At 45.3% G+C, this 18454-nt stretch carries 16 protein-coding genes; 9 read left to right on the forward strand and 7 right to left on the reverse strand.

All coding sequences use genetic code 11. From position 1 onward, the window contains the following. Complete coding sequence (locus GV030_RS04155) at positions 1 to 2508, reverse strand: M14 family metallopeptidase (protein WP_159580099.1); 2508 nt, start codon at positions 2506 to 2508, stop codon at positions 1 to 3. Positions 2509 to 2852: 344 nt separating this feature from the next. Between GV030_RS04155 and GV030_RS04160 the strand changes: the two genes are divergently transcribed. After that, positions 2853 to 3248, forward strand: a complete 396-nt coding sequence (locus GV030_RS04160) for a hypothetical protein (RefSeq protein WP_159580101.1) — start codon at positions 2853 to 2855, stop codon at positions 3246 to 3248. 51 nt (positions 3249 to 3299) lie between these two features. Here the strand turns inward: GV030_RS04160 and msrA are convergent, their stop codons facing one another. Further along, on the reverse strand, positions 3300 to 3833 hold the full coding sequence (gene msrA / locus GV030_RS04165; RefSeq protein WP_159580103.1) for a peptide-methionine (S)-S-oxide reductase MsrA: 534 nt from the start codon (positions 3831 to 3833) through the stop codon (positions 3300 to 3302). Between the two features lie 389 nt (positions 3834 to 4222). Between msrA and GV030_RS04170 the strand changes: the two genes are divergently transcribed. Together GV030_RS04170 and GV030_RS04175 are read left to right on the forward strand one after the other, a co-directional pair. Next, entirely contained in the window at positions 4223 to 5581 is a 1359-nt protein-coding gene (locus GV030_RS04170) for an MATE family efflux transporter (RefSeq protein ID WP_159580105.1), read from the forward strand. Between the two features lie 79 nt (positions 5582 to 5660). Next, positions 5661 to 6113 carry an SRPBCC domain-containing protein gene (locus tag GV030_RS04175; protein WP_159580107.1) on the forward strand — a complete coding sequence of 151 codons (453 nt, stop codon included), beginning with the start codon at positions 5661 to 5663 and terminating at the stop codon, positions 6111 to 6113. 9 nt (positions 6114 to 6122) lie between these two features. Here GV030_RS04175 and GV030_RS04180 read toward each other — a convergent pair whose 3' ends face one another. Together GV030_RS04180 and GV030_RS04185 are read right to left on the reverse strand one after the other, a co-directional pair. Beyond that, positions 6123 to 6818, reverse strand: coding sequence for a hypothetical protein (locus tag GV030_RS04180; RefSeq protein ID WP_159580109.1), 696 nt, complete (start codon positions 6816 to 6818; stop codon positions 6123 to 6125). A gap of 46 nt (positions 6819 to 6864) precedes the next feature. Further along, positions 6865 to 8298 (reverse strand): CCA tRNA nucleotidyltransferase, encoded by a 1434-nt coding sequence (locus GV030_RS04185; RefSeq protein ID WP_159580111.1) that lies wholly within the window; start codon positions 8296 to 8298, stop codon positions 6865 to 6867. A gap of 170 nt (positions 8299 to 8468) precedes the next feature. On the opposite strand from GV030_RS04185, the gene ligA reads away from it, so the two are divergent. Genes ligA through dapA form a run of 3 tightly spaced genes read left to right on the forward strand, consistent with a single transcriptional unit; the run spans position 8469 to position 11899 of the window. After that, on the forward strand, positions 8469 to 10520 hold the full coding sequence (gene ligA / locus GV030_RS04190) for an NAD-dependent DNA ligase LigA (protein ID WP_159580113.1): 2052 nt from the start codon (positions 8469 to 8471) through the stop codon (positions 10518 to 10520). A gap of 1 nt (position 10521) precedes the next feature. Beyond that, complete coding sequence (locus tag GV030_RS04195; RefSeq protein ID WP_221413284.1) at positions 10522 to 11034, forward strand: hypothetical protein; 513 nt, start codon at positions 10522 to 10524, stop codon at positions 11032 to 11034. Continuing rightward, a complete protein-coding gene (dapA, locus tag GV030_RS04200) occupies positions 11024 to 11899 on the forward strand; it encodes a 4-hydroxy-tetrahydrodipicolinate synthase (RefSeq protein WP_159580117.1) in 876 nt (291 codons plus the stop codon). The genes GV030_RS04195 and dapA overlap by 11 nt, the downstream gene beginning before the upstream one ends. 134 nt (positions 11900 to 12033) lie before the next feature. On the opposite strand, the gene GV030_RS04205 is transcribed toward dapA, so the two are convergent. Both GV030_RS04205 and GV030_RS04210 read right to left on the reverse strand, forming a co-directional pair. Further along, the gene (locus tag GV030_RS04205; protein ID WP_159580119.1) at positions 12034 to 12210 is read right to left on the reverse strand and encodes a histone H1; all 177 of its coding nucleotides are present in this window, start codon (positions 12208 to 12210) and stop codon (positions 12034 to 12036) included. 99 nt (positions 12211 to 12309) lie between these two features. Further along, positions 12310 to 13566, reverse strand: coding sequence for an aminotransferase class I/II-fold pyridoxal phosphate-dependent enzyme (locus GV030_RS04210; protein ID WP_159580121.1), 1257 nt, complete (start codon positions 13564 to 13566; stop codon positions 12310 to 12312). A 139-nt stretch (positions 13567 to 13705) separates the two neighbouring features. Here GV030_RS04210 and accC point away from each other — a divergent pair, with 139 nt between their 5' ends. Genes accC through GV030_RS04225 form a run of 3 tightly spaced genes read left to right on the forward strand, consistent with a single transcriptional unit; the run spans position 13706 to position 17049 of the window. After that, positions 13706 to 15199, forward strand: a complete 1494-nt coding sequence (gene accC / locus GV030_RS04215) for an acetyl-CoA carboxylase biotin carboxylase subunit (protein ID WP_159580123.1) — start codon at positions 13706 to 13708, stop codon at positions 15197 to 15199. Between the two features lies 1 nt (position 15200). After that, the gene (locus GV030_RS04220; RefSeq protein ID WP_159580125.1) at positions 15201 to 16505 is read left to right on the forward strand and encodes a DUF1015 domain-containing protein; all 1305 of its coding nucleotides are present in this window, start codon (positions 15201 to 15203) and stop codon (positions 16503 to 16505) included. Beyond that, a complete protein-coding gene (locus tag GV030_RS04225) occupies positions 16468 to 17049 on the forward strand; it encodes a nucleoside triphosphate pyrophosphatase (RefSeq protein WP_159580127.1) in 582 nt (193 codons plus the stop codon). The genes GV030_RS04220 and GV030_RS04225 overlap by 38 nt, the downstream gene beginning before the upstream one ends. 55 nt (positions 17050 to 17104) lie before the next feature. Here the strand turns inward: GV030_RS04225 and GV030_RS04230 are convergent, their stop codons facing one another. Then, on the reverse strand, positions 17105 to 18451 hold the full coding sequence (locus tag GV030_RS04230) for an efflux RND transporter periplasmic adaptor subunit (protein WP_159580129.1): 1347 nt from the start codon (positions 18449 to 18451) through the stop codon (positions 17105 to 17107). Positions 18452 to 18454: the final 3 nt, after the last annotated feature.

Here is an 18454-nt window from a genome sequence, read left to right on the forward strand (position 1 = left end):
CTAATTTCCAACATAGAATATGGCGTTGGTAAAAAGCAACTTCCCGTTTTGCCAAAAAGATCTGAATAATGGATTGTCGGCCATATAGATCATGTGTCCTGCACCGATAGACTCTACCCCAAATACCAATGAGCTCCCCACCCTGCTCCTGACCAATTGACCTGCAAAACCGCTCAAATGATCTTCCGGAGACTTGATGACTCCTACATTGCCAGAGGATAAATAGCCGTATCGGGAGGCTGAGGTTTTCAGTGAAAAATATGAATCACCATACCCAAAAGCCAAAGGGTGGGTTTTATCCAGATGGACCTTAAATACAGCACCCGCGACATACTCGCGGATATCATAGCGTTCTCTGTCTGCATGAGGCACCAGTTTCAATTCTTCTTTTACCAAATCATCCTTATCCTCAAATGCCCCTTTCTCTGCTTCTGAATTGAAGGCACTCAAACCGCTGTAATCACTGTCTGCTAACTTATTCAGTGCGCCCTGCACGGCAATCAACGTACCTCCATCAGCCACCCAGTCACTTATTTTGTTCATAGTATTAGCTCCAAAATCGCTGTACCAACCATTTTGCATGATGAGCACATCATATTGGCTCAAATCCACTCGATCGAAATATTCAGTAGAAAGTGTGGTGACGGGATACCTCAGCTCCTGCTCGAAAAAATGCCAGGTAGCGCCGAAATCAAGTGAGGACGTCCCAGGCCCACCGATCAGAGCCACTTCTGGTGCCCGAAGAAACCGAACATCAGCAGACCCAATATCTGGTCCTGCAGATACAAACCCGGAAGCAATCGGAGTAGCCTGACGTCCGTACTGAGTGCTCAGGTTGCTCACGAAATTAGTAAAATCACGGATTTTGGCATTGTCGCGTTGAGTAACCAGAAAAGAACCCTGATTAAAGACTTTGTCCTCCAACTGGATGGGTTGAGTAGTGAAACGTACCTGCACCTTCTCCTTCAGCATGGCTGTCAGCAATCGGGCATCCTGCATATTCTCCCATTTAAAAATATATCCGTAAGCCGGAGAAAGCTGTATGAGCTCTGAAGATGTGGTCTTGCTGGCACCCACCGAAAGCACCGCACTCGTGGCATAGGCCTCCACCCCATAAGCGTAAGGCACTGCCCAGGCTGTAATGTCATAGGTAAGTGAATCGGAGAGTTTAGTTTTCGGCTCAAACAAGACAGAGGTAAGAACCGACTTGGGCTGATCCGTAGAGATCACGATATCCTCAGCCACGATAGAAAAGCTCTTTGTTTTCCCAGAACCATAATGATAGCCACTGAGTGGTTTAGAAACACTGGCAGACCCATAGCGGATCCCTTGCGTGTCTAACCATCCCTTAAGGGCATCAAACTTTCCCTGGTTACCGTCATACTTCAGGACATAACTCTTATAATTTGAAGGGGCTTTTTGCTTGAAAAACTTCGTGAACTCACTGAGCACCTTTTCATTATTCCTGGAGGTAATCTCTATAGTAGACAATCCCGTGGTATAATGATGAGCTATGCGGTCTTTCAGTGTGAGTGTATCTCCCTCTTCTTTGATCACACCAAGGCCGGCCCTTCCAGAGCCACCCTGCTCGTAGGTCATCCCAATGGCACCGTTGTAAATCGGATAGGTGTCGCCATAGCTCGGGTAGAGCAAATCAAAATACTGCTTGGTGAAGTAGAACCAGTTGTTGGCATCAAAATACTTTGAGTGATTTTTACCGATCTGCGTCTGAAAATCACGCTGCCAGTCGGTAATCAGCTCATGAAAGGGCTCTGCCGCTGGAGCAAAATAATAGGGCTCATTGATTCCCTGCTCATGAAAATCCACATGAATCTGGGGAAGCCATTGATTATAGACGGCCATTCGCTGCTGACTTTCCACCTGTGTCTGCCAGGCCCAATCCCGGTTCAGGTCAAACAGGTAATGATTGGCTCTACCCCCAGGCCATGACTCATGATGCTCCCAGGAGTCTGGGTTGGCATTGTAGGGCTGATTGGCGTATTGCCAGTAAAAATTCACATAGCGTTCCCTGCCATCAGGATTCACGCACGGGTCCATGACGATGAGCGTATTTTCGAGCCATTCAGCCTTATCAGAGCCACTTCTCACCAATTCATACAAGGTAGTCAGGGCCGCTTCTGTTGATACTGATTCATTTCCATGCACATTGTAACTGAGCCAAACCACGCTGATGGACAACTCAGGAGAGCCATTCAATAATCCTGCACGTTTGAGGTTATCTGTGCGAATGGTTTCCAGCTTGTCCAGGTTTTCTTTGGTGGACACAAAGACCAGATATAGAGGACGCTTTTCATAAGACTCGCCGTACTGCTGAAGCACTACCTGAGGTGAAACCTCGGCTACATGCTGAAAGTAGTCCACCACCTGATGATGCCGACTAAACTGCTCTCCCGGCTCATAGCCCAAAAAGCTGGCTGGAGATTTCAACTGACTATGGCCGCCAAGCATACTACCTAAAGCCAGAAGTACTACTATATATTTTTTCATTGGGTCATTTCATTGAATACTGAATGCTGCTAAAATAACTCAAATCAACCGACTAACATGACATACTTATATAGACGGTTGGCCGGACAAATAACCAAAGGGAACAACATCCCGAAATAAGTGGGCTTCAAAAAAAATGTTAAATAAAGCCCGTAAGTGTAACTTTTTAAACCCCGGAATTTCGGGCAAGTGTTCAGAAATGTGAACATCTAGATCCGATCATGAACACCAGATGAAATTCAAAACATTCTTAAATAGCTATTTATCAGATAGTTACAATTTTGGCACAGAATTGATATCCTGAGATTTCGATTATTTAATTCTCAACTATAAAAACAACAGGTATGAAATCGATTCAAAGAATGATGGGAGTAGCAGCACTGATAATGATTTTCACGTACAACACTCAGGCCGCTCCTGATGACAGCAATGCAGTAAAAAAAGCGAAGGATGCTGTGGAAGGCGCAGCTCCTTATGACTGGAAGACTATGGCTCAGAGTGCCAAGGTGTGTTTTAGAAAACAGGAAAATGTGGAGCAGGCCCTGGAGTGGATCAATAAATCCATAGAAATCAACAAAGACCCCTTTAATCTGGAAATAAAAGCCGACTACTATCGAGACAAGGGCGAAAAGGATGAGGCCTTAAAACTATATTCCGAAGCATTGAAGGTAGGCAAAGAACAAAACTTCTGGTTTGATGGCACTGACATTCAGGCGAAAATCTGGAAACTCCGAGAGTAATACTCACTTCTAAACGGAAAGGGCCTCAAGATTGAGGCCCTTTTTTTTAGATCAATCTTTTTTCAGCTTATCAGCAAAGACCTCCTTGAATTTCTTCACCTTGGGAGCCACTACAAATTGGCAATATGGCTGGCTACCGTTCTCGTTGAAATAATCCTGATGGTAATTTTCAGCCGAGTAAAACACTTCAAACGGGGTAATTTCAGTTACAATCGGGTCACCCCATGCTCCCGATTCATCCAGCGCCTTTTTCAATCGCTCGGCCACCTCCTTCTGTGCCGAATCATGGTAAAATATTGCCGATCTGTACTGAGTACCTACGTCATTTCCTTGTCTGTTGAGTGTAGTGGGGTCATGCGTCTTCCAAAACACTTCCAAAATTTCCTCCAGACTGATCACTGCCGGATCAAAGGTCACCTGTACTACTTCCGCATGGCCGGTCCTGCCTGTGGTCACTTCTTTATAGAAGGGGTCTTTGGTCTTCCCTCCGGAATAACCAGACACTGCAGACTCTACTCCATTAAGACGCTGAAAAACAGCCTCTGTACACCAGAAACACCCTGAACCTAACGTTATTTTTTCCATTGTTTATTTGAGAAAATTTGGTGAGAATAACCTCCCGATCACTCAAAAGGTTCACGAAATAAACAACATTTTATCTCGTTCACAAATACCTCCTTAAATCAACCTGTACTTGCTCCTTTCAAAGGATCTATATCCCTCAGCCCCCGGTTTCAAGATTGTATTTTAGTAGCATCGATTGCCTTGTGAATATACAATTGCTTCATTTTGGCTAATATTAACATTAACCCAACGTTTATGAATGTCTGACAACTTTTTGTGATATGATAAACTTTAAGGGCGCCAGGGAGTTGGTCTGAGGTATGAAATCAATTCGGCAGAGCAAATAGGAATTCATACGAAACATACCCGTACCTGACCAATAGTTTCTACATCTACATGAATTAAGTCTATTGAAAGCACATAAAAAAGACCTTACCACCGGATCTATTCCTAAGAAATTAATTGGCCTCACTCTGCCCATGATGATGGGAATCCTGAGCATGGTGGCTTTCAATCTCGTGGATACTTATTTTGTAGGAAAGCTTGGGAGCCTGCAGTTGGCAGCACTCAGTTTTACTTTTCCGGTAATCCTGGTGATCTTCAGCATTATTCAAGGTCTGGGCATCGGAGCTACGGCATTGATCTCCAGATCCATCGGCAGGAATGATCGACAAAAAGCCGCCCGCGAAACGACTGATAGCCTGGTGCTTTCGGTATTAATAGCCGGAGTGTTTATTGTCATCGGGCTATTCACCATTACCCCTACCTTCAGGCTGCTGGGAGCCAGTGACGAGATTCTGCCATATGTGATCGAGTACATGTCTATCTGGTACCTGGCTTTGTTCTTCGTGATTATCCCGTTCGTTGGTAACAGTGCTATCCGTGCGACTGGCGATACCCGAACACCCAGTTTGATCATGATTTTTGCGGTACTGGTCAATGCAGTACTTGATCCTCTTCTGATCTTCGGTTATGGTCCCTTCCCGGAGCTGGGGATGAAAGGCGCCGCTATAGCCACCGCCATCTCCCGAGCCATGACCATGGTACTCTCACTTTGGGTGCTGGCCAGGAGAGAAAAGCTGATCGTCAAAACTATCCCTGCCTGGAAGACCCTGCTTGGATGTTGGAAGGCCATCCTCCACATTGGTATTCCTTCAGGCCTGAGTAAAATGATTGTACCGATCACTACAGGCGTGATTACCGCGCTTCTCGCTGGCTATGGGGACTTTATGGTTGCCGGCTATGGAGTGGCTACCAGGATAGAGTTTCTCTCGATGAGCATCCTTTTCGCCCTTTCTGCCTCCATAGGTCCATTTACAGGACAAAACTTTGGTGCTTACCATTTTGACAGAATACGTATTGGTGTTTTTTATGCCAATGTATTTAGTGTGACCTGGGGCTTGGGCATGGCGCTGATCCTGTACCTGCTGAATGATCCTATTGCCAGCATCTTTACCGACAACCCTGAAGTGATCCGATCCACCAAAATGTACCTGACCATCGTATCATTTTCCTTCGGGTTTCAGGGGATTGTACAGGTGGTAAACAGTAATATCAATACCCTCAGCAAACCTCTGGCAGCATCGCTGATCGTATTTGTGCAAATGCTTATTATATGCATTCCATTGCTTTATCTGTTGGAATATTCTTTTGGTGTTGCTGGTATTTACTCTGCCGTAGCCATCACCTATGTTACAGGTGGCCTTATTTCCGCGTTTTTCAACCGAAGAATTGTGGCCCAAATGCAAACTGACTATGCCGAAACATAATGCGGCACCATAGATCGGAAAACGCTTTGGTAATCCATCTAAAATCGTAAATTTACCAAGAAGCACTAGACGCCACCTTATGAAGATTTTAGCACCACTAGCCGAAAACGGAAGAATTAATCCTGATGCAAGCATTAGAGACAGCCAATCTGTCATTATCAATGCGCCGATTCAAAAGGTATGGGAGGTGCTGATCGATATGTCCCGCTGGCCAGAGTGGAATGGAGACATCAAATCAGTAAAAGTGGATGAGGTAAAAGACGGAGCTGAATTTCGCTGGACCCTTAATGGCTCCACCCTCACCTCCACCATTCGAAAAGTGCAGGCTCCTGAGCTCCTGAGCTGGACTGGTTCTACCAAAGGCATCAAAGCCATCCAGGTGTGGCGATTGGAAGATTCAGGAGATAATCAAACCATTGTATCTACAGAAGAATCACTCCAGGGCTTTCTCACCCTCTTTTTCAGCCATCAGAAGTTGCACACCACGCTGCTCAAGTGGCTGGAGCGACTCAAGCAACGTGTTGAACAATAATATCTGCTATTACTTCTTGTCGAGTGCTGCGATCTGTTCTTTGAGCATGGCAAACTCCGGCTCCATGTCAAGAGCTTTTTGAAACAGTTCCCTGGCCATTGAGGTATTGCCCTTATCCGCTTCGATCATTCCTTTCATTCGAATAGTGGCTGCTTTGAGCGAAATCTCCTGAGTTCTTGAATTATCTATTGGGAAAACCAATTTAAGTTGGTCTGACTTAGGAGAAGCTATGATGATATCGGCATTGTTAATGGCTTCACCATGTCGCTTGAGCTCTAGCTGCAAAAACGCAATTTTGTAGAGCGTGCCCAAATCATTATTTGCCAGGTATAACTTTTCGTAGTTATTGACAGCTCTGGTTTTCACCCCCAGGTTATCAAAAGCCACGGCAGCCACTTCTGTAGCAAACAGATCATTCGGATCAACCTTCATGGCATCTTGCGCCACAAGCGCTGCAGATGCATACTGCTGATAATCGAAGTAAAGTAAAGCCAGTGAATCAAGCACTGCACTGCTATTGGGGTTGGTGGCAATCAGATTGTAGAGTGCCATCCTTGCTACATCCGGATCATTGTACTTTTTGGCAAGGGTGTAGATATATGCCTGTTTTCTCAGCTCATAAGGAATACTATCCTTGGGAGCCTGCTGCTGTGCGGATGCTGAGATTGCACAAAGGGCAATCAATAAAGTGGCAAGGTATTTCATGTTATTTGTTTAGTGTGAAATTTTCAAGAAGTTGCAAAAATAGAAATTACTTTGATTTGACAGTCAGCCCTTTGGCTTTTCCTATCTCCAGCATCAAATCATACGCCTCTGCGGGATCATTTTTGATCTGTCCCTCCAGAATGGCTTCTTTGATGGCGTTTTTGATTTCGCCCACAATTACCGAAGGCTTTATATCAAACGTTTCAATAATGGTTTCCCCTGATACCGGAGGCTGAAAGTTGCGAAGATGGTCTCTTTCTTCTACTTCCCTGATCTTATTCTGCACATTGATAAAGTTGGCTAAATAGCGCCGCACCCTATCCATGTTTTTGGAGGTAACATCCGCCCTGCACAGGGTCATCAGGTCTTCTATATCATCACCTGCTTCATAGAGCAATCTTCTGATCGCTGAATCAGTCACCTTCTCATTGACCAAAGCGATGGGCCTCAAATGAAGCCTCACGAGCTTTTGCACATACTTCATTTTATCATTCAGAGGGAGCTTCAGGTTTTTGAAGATCTTCGGCACCCACCGGGCACCCATATCTTCATGCCCATGAAAGGTCCACCCTGCTTTGTCATGAAAGCGCTGTGTGGCGGGCTTGGCAATATCATGAAGAATGGCCGACCATCTCAACCAGAGATCATCAGTGTCCTCACTGATGTTGTCCAGTACCTGAAGGGTATGATAAAAATTGTCCTTGTGGGATTTTCCATTTACTTTCTTCACGCCCTGAAGTCGGGCCATTTCCGGGAAGATTATCTCTAATAAACCTGAGGAAAACAAGAGTTTGAAACCATAGGAAGGTGTATCTGCCAGAATGATCTTGTTGAGCTCGTCGGTGATGCGCTCCTGAGAAATGATTTTGATCCGCTCTTTTTGAGTGACAATGGCATTGAAAGTATCCGGGTCTATGTCGAATTTGAGCTGTGTGGCAAATCTGATGGCGCGCATGATCCTAAGCGGATCATCTGAGAAAGTCACCTCAGGTTCCAAAGGAGTTTTGATCAGTTTCTGACCCAAATGCTCTACCCCACCAAAGGGGTCTATCAAGGTTCCAAAATCGTGTTCATTCAGGCTGATGGCCAGTGCATTGATGGTGAAATCCCGTCTGTTTTGATCGTCCTCCAGGGTGCCATCTTCTACAATGGGTTTCCGGGAATCCGCTCGGTAGCTCTCCTTTCTGGCTCCTACAAACTCCAGCTCGTATCCACCATAAGTGATGGCTGCCGTGCCAAAGTTCTTATATACGGCTAGTTTGGCTTCCTTACCAAGCTCCTTCTTCAACTGCTCTGCCAGCCGGATACCACTTCCCAAACATACAAAGTCGATATCCTTGGAATTTCTACCCAGAATAAGATCCCGCACATAACCGCCCACTATATAAGCTGAAACACCCAAACCTGTCGCCACCTGACCCACACGGTGAATCAATGGATGAAAATCCACTTGCTTATCCAAAACCTCCGTTACCATCATTGCCTCAAAATTATAACAATCAATCCAATGCAGTTTGTAGGCATCAGAATAAAAACGCTGTAGAAAGGAAAATCATTACCCCAAAATGTCAAACTCGCTGACAATAAACCACCAGTACACCTCGGCTTATTTGTACTACTTATTAGATTTGTAGAGACGAAATCCGATCAATGAGCACATCACCACAAGAGAAAATCGCCAACCTCACCAAAGAGCTGAATCATTACAGTTATCTCTATTATCAGGAGAACAAATCTGAAATCTCTGATTTCGAATTTGATCAGAAGCTGAAGCAGTTGGAAGAATTGGAAGCAGCCTATCCCGAGTTTAAACTGGAGGATTCTCCTACGCACCGAGTAGGTGGCACCATCACTAAAAATTTCAACACCGTCTATCACAAATCACGAATGCTTTCACTTGGAAATACGTATTCCAAGGATGATCTTATCGAATTTGACAAACGGGTAATGAAAGGATTGGGAACGGAGGATTATGAGTACTTCTGTGAGCTCAAATTCGATGGAGTGGCCATCAGCCTGCTCTATGAGCAAGGGGTGCTCAGCCAGGCCGTCACCCGCGGAGACGGTGAAAAGGGCGATGAAGTGACCAGCAACGTCAAAACGATTCGCACCATTCCCTTACGACTCAATGGTGATTACCCTGAATCTTTTGAGGTTCGGGGCGAGGTATTCATGCCCAAGAAGGTCTTCAAAGCACTCAACGAAGAACGTGCAAAAAATGGAGAGGCACTACTTGCCAATCCGCGAAATACTGCCTCAGGCACACTGAAGATGCAGGACTCTTCTGTGGTAGCCAGCCGAAAGCTGGACTGTTACCTGTACAGCTTACTTGGAGACGCCATTACCACTAGCACCCACGAAGAGTCCATCCATCTCCTGGAGCGTATGAATTTCAACGTCTCACCCACCTATGCCCGATGTAAAGGTCTTGAAGAAGTCTTTGAATACATCAACACCTGGGAGCAAAAAAGACACGAACTGCCTGTGGAGACCGACGGAATCGTCATCAAGGTCAATAGCACAGCTCATCAGGAAGAACTTGGATTCACAGCCAAAACACCGCGCTGGGCCATTTCATACAAATACAAATCTGAAGCCGCAGAGACCCGACTGAATAACATCACCTATCAGGTGGGGCGCACCGGAGCCATCACCCCTGTGGCTGAGCTGGAACCTGTACTGTTGGCTGGCACCACCGTAAAACGTGCCTCCCTGCACAATGCCAATGAAATAGAGCGACTGGATATTCGGATTGGAGACTATGTGTTTGTGGAAAAAGGAGGTGAAATCATTCCGAAAATCACTGGGGTAAATCACGATCGTCGTGCTGCGGATTCAAAAGAAACGATCTACCAGAACAGTTGCCCGGAGTGTGGCACCCCACTGGTGAGAAAAGAAGGAGAAGCCAATCACTACTGTCCCAACGCAGATGGTTGTCCTCCACAGGTCATGGGACGTGTGGAGCATTTCATTTCCAGAAATGCCATGGACATTGCCCACCTGGGCCCAAAAACCATCGAGGGCCTCTTCAAGACAGGTAAAATATCCGGAATTGCAGATCTGTATTCACTCACTTTTGAGGACCTGAATGGATTGAAGTTTGAGGACAAAGATGAACTCACCGGGGAAGTAAAGATCAGGTCCATCAAAGATAAATCCGCACAGAATATTGTGGAATCACTGGAAGCATCCAAGCAGATTCCTTTTGAAAGCGTCCTGTTTGGGCTTGGTATAAGGTATGTGGGGCGCACAGTAGCTGAGAAGCTGGCTGAGCACTTCAAGACCATCGACAACCTCCGAAATACCAGTATGGAAGAGGTGATCGCAGTTCATGAGATCGGTGAGCGAATAGCCGAAAGTGTGGTGAATTTCTTTAGCATCCCTGAGAACATAGAACTGATAGAACGACTCAAGGCCGCTGGCCTGCAAATGAGGGTGGAAGAAACCCAAACTCCGGAGCATCAGTCGCAAATATTTCAGGGAAAAACGGTTGTGGTCTCAGGGGTTTTTGAGAGTTTTGAACGTGAGGAATTGAAAAAACTCATCAAAAGCCTTGGCGGGAAGGTCTCCAGTTCCATTTCCGGAAGCACTGATTTTTTGATTGCTGGTGCCAATATGGGCCCGGCCAAACTGGAAAAGGCTCAAAATCTGGGCACCCAAATACTCTCAGAGAAGGAGTTTAGTGAGATGATTAACCAATGACATGCTAAAGAAAGCCATTCTGAATTTTAAAGCGAAGCGGATTTTGAAAAAGAGGTCCCAGGAGCTTATGACCGATTTCAAATCGAGCCAGAAAATAGCGATCATCTACTCAGACCTCTTTGAGAATGAAAAGCAAATAAGTGAGATCGTCAACGAGCTCAAAAAGGAAGGGAAAGAGATCAGTATGATGGTATACTGTCACAGCATTAAGAAAAAGACCACCGCTCTCCCCCATTTTCATTCTAAGGAAATCTCACTGACCGGCGAAATCAAAAGCGAAGACCTCAATTTTTTCCTTCGCCAGAGCTACGATTTTGCATTATGTTTCGATCAGTCACGGCATTTCATCATTGACTATGTATTTTCGCAAGTGAAAGCCAAATGCCGTGTTGGCATTAGGACACCTTCGCGAGACCATCTCTTTGAGATGATGATTCAGGCTGATGATCAGCAAACCCCACTGAGTAGTGAAGTATTAAGATATTTAAAAATGATTCAATCTTATGAATACTGAAATTTTTAAAGGTACCGGAGTGGCCTTGATTACCCCATTCAATAAAGATCAAAGTATTGACTTTGACGGTCTGAAAGCGGTAATAGATCACGTAAGTGAGGGAGAAGTGGATTACCTGGTCATTCTGGGTACAACTGGCGAGGCACCTACCATCACTGCGGAAGAGAAGAATCAGGTAACCGAATTCGTCATTGCCAATAACCCCCGGAATTTGCCAATCGTATATGGTCTGGGTGGAAACAGTACCAAATGGGTGACCGATCAGCTTGATCTGATCAAGGACTACCCTCTGGCGGCTATCCTGAGCCTTAGTCCTTACTATAACAAGCCATCACAGGCAGGCATTGTACAGCACTATGAGGCCATTGCCGACGCAAGTCCCTTTCCGGTGATATTGTACAACGTACCCGCCAGAACCAGCTCTAACATCACCACTGAGACCACTGTAACGCTTTCAAAACACCCTAATATCATTGGAACCAAGGAAGCTTCTGGAAACCTCACACAGTGCATGGAAATCAGAGCCAACACAGATGAGGACTTTCTATTGATATCAGGTGATGATGCACTCACCCTTCCGATGATGTCCTTTGGTTGTGTGGGTGCCATTTCTGTCATTGCCAATCTGCAGCCGGCGGCATTTTCACGAATGGTCAAACTAGCACTTGCCGGTGATTTCAAAGGAGCATCCAAGCTCCACTTTGAGCTATTGCAGGGCTACGAACTGGTCTCAGCAGAAGGCAACCCGGTTTCTGTTAAATCCGGTCTGGATGCTTTTGGACTTATTCAAAACACCGTACGATCGCCTCTTTATGCAGGTAGCAAAGAACTCATCAGACATTTCAAAATGTATCTGAATAAATAGGAGATACGCTTTTAACAAAAAAGCCAGATACTCAACTTTAAAGTATCTGGCTTTTTTATGCTCAGCGCTCTGAAAGGGCTAAGACAATAAAAAAGGGGCTTAAAAGCCCCTCTCTTATTTTATAATCTTTTGGATTATGCTTTGTTTTTCATGTCCTGCACTTCGATTCTGATCTCTTGTGAGAGGTTCTTCAGCTCTTGCATTCCTTTTCTAACTCTTGTTCCTGCTGCAGAGTTTTCTTTGTCATAAAATTTGCTGAAATCTGCTTCAAGAGAATCTACTAATTCTTTAAGTTGTTCGAATCTTTTCATATTGATAAATCTTTAAGGTTACTGATAATTATTCGATGAGGCAATTTATATAAAATGTTCAAAAACCAAGCATATTGAGCTAAAAAAGCTAAATATGACCTAAAGTTGTGCCAAAGTGGCACCCTCTACTCCTGCTTTTTTGTACACTCCATCATCCAGCTTTTTCTTAACTGCCTCAAAAGCTGTGATCGTCTCTGCCACATCATCCAAACTATGCACTGCTGTTGGGATGATCCTCAGAATAATGGTACCCTTAGGCACCACTGGGTACACCACCACAGAACAAAATATGCTATGCTCCATTCGGAGATCCTTTACGAGGTTTACTGCCTCCATGGTGTCTCCATTCATGACCACAGGAGTCACCGGAGACTGTGTAGTGCCTATTCTGTAGCCTTTTTCTCTGAAGCCAGACTGAATGGCATTTACTATGGTCCAAAGGTTTTCTTTCAACTCAGGCTTAGTTCTGAGAAGCTCCAAACGCTTGAGGTTACCGATCACCAGTGGCATTGGCAACGACTTGGCAAAAATCTGAGACCTCACATTGTATTTAAGTACATCGATGATCGCTGCATCTCCGGCAATAAACGCCCCAATGCTGGCCATAGACTTGGCGAAAGTAGAGAAGTAAATATCAATACCATCCTGCACGCCCTGCTCCTCACCTGCTCCTGCTCCGGTAGCTCCCATGGTACCAAACCCGTGAGCATCATCTACCAACAACCTGAAATTAAATTTCTCTTTCAACTTCACGATAGAGGCCAGATCTCCCATGTTACCAGACATCCCGAAGACACCCTCAGTAATCACAAGGATACCTCCTCCAGTTTCTCCTACGAGTCTCTCAGCACGCTTCAACTGCTTCTCGAGATTCTCTATGTCATTGTGAGGATAAACAAAACGCTTACCCATGTGCAATCTCAAACCATCAATGATACAGGCGTGAGACTCAGCATCATACACAATCACATCTTTTCTATCCACCAAAGCATCAATCACGGACATTACACCCTGATAGCCAAAGTTCAAAAGCATGGCTGAATCCTTTTGCACAAAGGCCGCCAGCTCTCTCTCTAACTGCTCGTGGTACACGGTATTTCCCGTCATCATCCTGGCTCCCATAGGGTAAGCCATTCCCCATTCCGCAGCTGCCTCGGCATCTGCCTTTCTTACTTCAGGATGGTTAGCCAAACCCAGGTAGTTGTTCAAACTCCAGGTCAACACTTCTTTCCCCCTAAACTTCATTCGGGGAGCGATCTCACCCTCCAGTTTTGGGAACATATAAAAGTTATCATCAAAATAAGAATGCTGTCCTAGCGGCCCCCTATCCTGTAGCAATTTTTCAAATAAATCCATCTAACGTGTATTAATAAACCTTACCAATTTGGAAATACAAAACTAACACTTATTAAAGATTGGACAAATGTTATACAGGCATTTAACCTGCAGTCATTTTTTGTAAATATTCATTAGCATTGTGTCATAACCCAAAAAAATGAAAATCAAGAAAATACTCATAGCCAACAGAGGCGAAATCGCCATAAGGGTGATGCGCTCTGCAAAAGAAATGGGGATAAAAACCGTAGCGGTATATAGCGAAGCTGACAAAGCAGCAGCGCACGTACTCTACGCCGACGAAGCTGTATTGATCGGGCCACCCCCCTCCGCTCAGTCCTACCTGGTCGCTGACAAAATCATTGAAGCATGCAAACTCACGGGTGCTGATGCAGTGCACCCCGGATATGGATTCCTCTCTGAAAATGCCCAGTTCGCGGAGAAAATAGCTCAGGCCGGGATCATTTTCATTGGACCATCCGTAGAGGCCATCAAAGTAATGGGCGACAAACTAGCCTCCAAGCAAGCAGTAAAATCATTTGATGTACCCCTCGTGCCTGGGATGGATGAGCCTATCAGCGATGTAGAAAAAGCAAAGGCCGTGGCACAGAAAATCGGCTATCCGGTGATGATCAAAGCAAGTGCCGGCGGTGGTGGAAAAGGCATGAGGATAGTGACCGACCCCAAAGACTTTGATGAGCAAATGACGCGAGCAGTTAGTGAAGCACGCAGCTCTTTTGGCGATGAGGCGGTTTTTATCGAGAAATTCATTACTTCCCCCAAACACATTGAGGTACAGATACTTGGTGACCAATATGGCAATATTGTCTACCTTTTTGAAAGAGAATGTAGCATACAGCGAAGAAATCAGAAAGTAATAGAGGAGGCTCCCTCTGCTGTACTGTCCCCCGAGCAACGAAAGCGATATGGAGAAGCTGCAGTAAACGTGGCCAGATCATGCAACTACTATGGAGCCGGCACGGTGGAGTTCATCGCAGATGCTCATCTGGATTTCTATTTTCTGGAAATGAACACCCGCCTGCAGGTGGAGCACCCCGTCACAGAACAGATCAGCGGCGTGGATCTGGTGAAAGAACAAATCAAAATCGCTCAGGGTGAAGCCATCTCCTTTACCCAGGAAGACCTTCAAATCAACGGACACAGCATAGAAGTGCGTGTGTATGCGGAGGATCCTGAAAACAATTTCTTACCCGACACAGGCACCTTAAGTACCTACAGACGTCCACAAGGAGCGGGTGTAAGAGTGGATGATGGCTACGAAGAAGGAATGGAGATTCCTATCCACTATGACCCAATGATCGCAAAGCTCATTACCCACGGCAAAGACCGGGCAGAGGCCATTGAAAGGATGAAAAGAGCCATTTTTGAATACAAAATTATTGGCATCAAAACTACCCTGCCTTTTTGCGAATTCGTTCTGAACCACCCCGATTTCATCGATGGGTCTTTTACAACGAAGTTTGTGGAAGAGCATTTCACACCGGATCATGTGAGAAAAGAGCCTTCTGAAGACCTGGAGCGGGTAGCGGCCATTTTTGCTTTTGAACAATACAAAGCCAAAAAAGAGCGGCTTCAGTATACCCCTGCTGCCAGTCAGAAATCTGGGTGGAAAAGTCGGATTAAGCGCGACTAGTATGGCGGAAATCAGACCATTTGCTGGCTGGAGGTACCATCAAAAGCATACTCAAAATATCGATAGACTTACCTCACCACTCTTTGATGTGGTCTCAAATAAACAGCGGGAAGTGCTTTATCAAACCGAGTATAACAGCATTCACCTTTCGGTACCCCAAGGAGAACATCCTGCCGAACTGGCCAAAAAAAAACTGAGCAAATGGAAGCAGGATGGGGTAATCGTTCAGGATCAGCTGCCAGGAATCTATGTCTACTTTCAGCATTTTTCATTGGCAGGCAGAGACCAGACCTACATCCGAAAAGGCTTCATCTGCAACATTAGAATTTACGAGTGGGGCGAAAAGGAAATCCTGAGGCATGAGAGTACCATGCCATTTTCAGTAGATGATCGCATGCAGCTTCTCCATGAAACCCAACTCAATGTGTCCCCTACCCACGGGCTCTATACCGACCCGAATGCAGAAATAGAAAAGTACCTGGATGAAAGCATGCTGGCGCCCATCTATGAGTCAGAAGATTATCAGGGAGTAAGAGACGTACTTTCCGTCATCCATGATGCCAAAATCATAGGCAGGATTCAGGAAATCATTAGGGAGAAGAAAATCATACTGGCAGATGGTCATCATCGCTACGAGGGTTCACTCAACTACATGCAGCAGCGCCGAAAGGAGAATCCAAAGCATACCGGACAGGAAGGGTACAACTACCACATGATGATGCTCACCAATACCGAGGCGGATGATCTGAGAATACTGCCCACCCACCGGGTGGTGCGTGATCTGGATAACTTCTCCGAAGAATGGCTCCTAAACCAACTGGAAGAGGATTTCACCATCAAAACGGTGGAAAATGCACCGGATGTCAATGAGATCATTTTGGGCAAACAGTGGGCTTTCGGGCTTTTGATAGGTGATAATGCTTATAAAATTCGTCTAAAGCCGGAAAAAATCAACGAGATCAAATGGAATTTCCCAGATGAAGTGAAAGCCCTGGACCTGACGGTAATGCATTATTTTATATTTGAGAAAATCCTGGAAATCCCCGGCCAGAAACAGGTGAATGCCAGAAACATTACCTTTCAACGAAACTTCACAGAGTGCCTAAGGGAGGTGCTCAAAGGTGAAGCACAGTTTGCTTTAATTACCAAGGATATTTCAATTGAAACTGTCAAGCAAGTATGCTACAGTGGATTCACAATGCCCCAGAAATCAACCTACTTTTACCCTAAAGTCATTAGTGGTTTCGTATTTAGTTCCATAGACGATCATGAGTTTCAGACACCCTTTGATTCTTGCTTCCAATAGTCCACGGCGCCAGGAGCTGCTGAAACAAGCTGGCTTTAGCTTCGACGTGTTTGTCCGGGATTTTGACGAAAGTTATCCCGAGGAGCTTCCTGCCGAACAGGTGGCAGAATTTTTGGCAGTAAAGAAAAACAAAAATTACCGTGAGCTGCTTTCCGATCAGGTAGTGATTACTGCTGATACTACAGTCGTATTAGGCCATTTGGTACTCAATAAGCCAGCGGATCATGCGGAAGCTTTCAGCATGCTAAAATCCCTGTCGGGTCGTACTCACCGGGTGATCTGTGGGGTTTGTATCTCCTCGCCCAAGAAGCAAGTGGCCTTCACGGAAATTACAGAAGTCACCTTTGGGCACATGACCGACGAAGAAATCAACTTTTACATTGAAGAATATCAACCATTCGACAAGGCGGGTGCTTACGGTATTCAGGAATGGATCGGACAGACGAAAGTAGTGTCTATCAAAGGATCTTACTTCAACGTGATGGGCTTACCTACTCACAGGGTTTATGAAGTTTTAAAATCTGAATTTCAGGACGATATTTAACACAAAAGGGGCTCACAAGCCCCTTTTTAGTGTTTTATCATATTTCAGAAGGCTCTTATTCTTCCGAATCTCCTTCCTTCTTTTCTTCTTTTTTAGCTTCGATACCATCTCCATCCTTCAATCGCTTAGATACGGCCAGGAATGGGCCTGAAACCACTTCATCCCCTTCTTTCAATCCTTCCACAATTTCGATGCGCTCGAAATCACTAATTCCGGTCTTCACAATGGTTTTCACTGCTTTTCCGTCAGCTACTGTAAATACCACCTCATCCAGTTCCTGATCCAGTGAGGTCTCTGAGTCTTCAGCATCCTCTTCTCCTTCACTGTTAGCTTTTCGGGTAGTCACAGCAGAAAGTGGCACTGTGAGGATGTCGCGTTTGGTTTCGGTAATAATATCCACACTGGCGGTCATTCCTGGTCTGAAGGGGTACTTCATTCCGTTTTCCTTAATCAGGTCCTGATAAGAAGAATTCAAAATTTTAATCCTTACCTCAAACTCAGTCACTGCATCTGACGACACTTTGGTATTGGCAGAGTTGGCAATCTGCGTGACCACTCCCTTAAAGGTTTTATCCATATAGGAATAAGAATCCACATCGATAATCGCTGTATCACCCTCTGAGATGCGTATGATGTCATTTTCATTTACATCCACCCTCACTTCCATATTGGAAAGGTCCGCGATACGCAGCATCTCCGTACCCTGCATCTGTGAGGTACCGACTACAGTCTCTCCCTCTTCCACATCCAACTTAGAAACAATTCCACTCATTGGCGCTTCAATCTCCGTGAGACGAAGGTTTTCAAGTGCCTCATTTACCGAGGCCTGAGAGCTCTGCACTATGTATTTCGCAGCTTCCACATTTTGAGTAGCGGATTCCAGATCCTGAAGAGCGACATTATAATTGGCTTCTGAAAGCTGAAAATCGGCATCTGAAATCACCTTCTCGGCGTACAACTTCTTTTGTCTTTCATACTCGAGCTCTGCTCGCTTATAGTTGGCTTTTGCACGAGCTTCTCTTGCTTTGGCATCGGCCAGGTTGGCTTTTTGTTGATTCAGGTTGGCCCTGGTTCGCTCCAGCACAGACATGAAATTGTCCGGTCTGATTTTCAACAGAAAATCTCCCTTGGTTACAGAATCTCCTTCTTCGATGGACAGCTTAATGATCTCGCCGGGCACTTCCGGGCTGATTTTCACTTCTACCACAGGCTGTACGGAGCCTGAGGCACTCACCTTCTCTACAATAGTAGCTTTCTCCACCTTGCCAAACTCTACCTCAATGGCCTTTTTCTGTCCTACCCAACCCTGGGATTTACCAACCATCGCAAACACGATGAGCAACACAACAACCCCGATCAGGATATATAATATCTTGTTATTTGATTTTTTCTTTTTGGCCATGGT

Origin of the sequence: Marinoscillum sp. 108 (assembly GCF_902506655.1) — a bacterium.
Lineage (GTDB): Bacteria > Bacteroidota > Bacteroidia > Cytophagales > Cyclobacteriaceae > Marinoscillum > Marinoscillum luteum.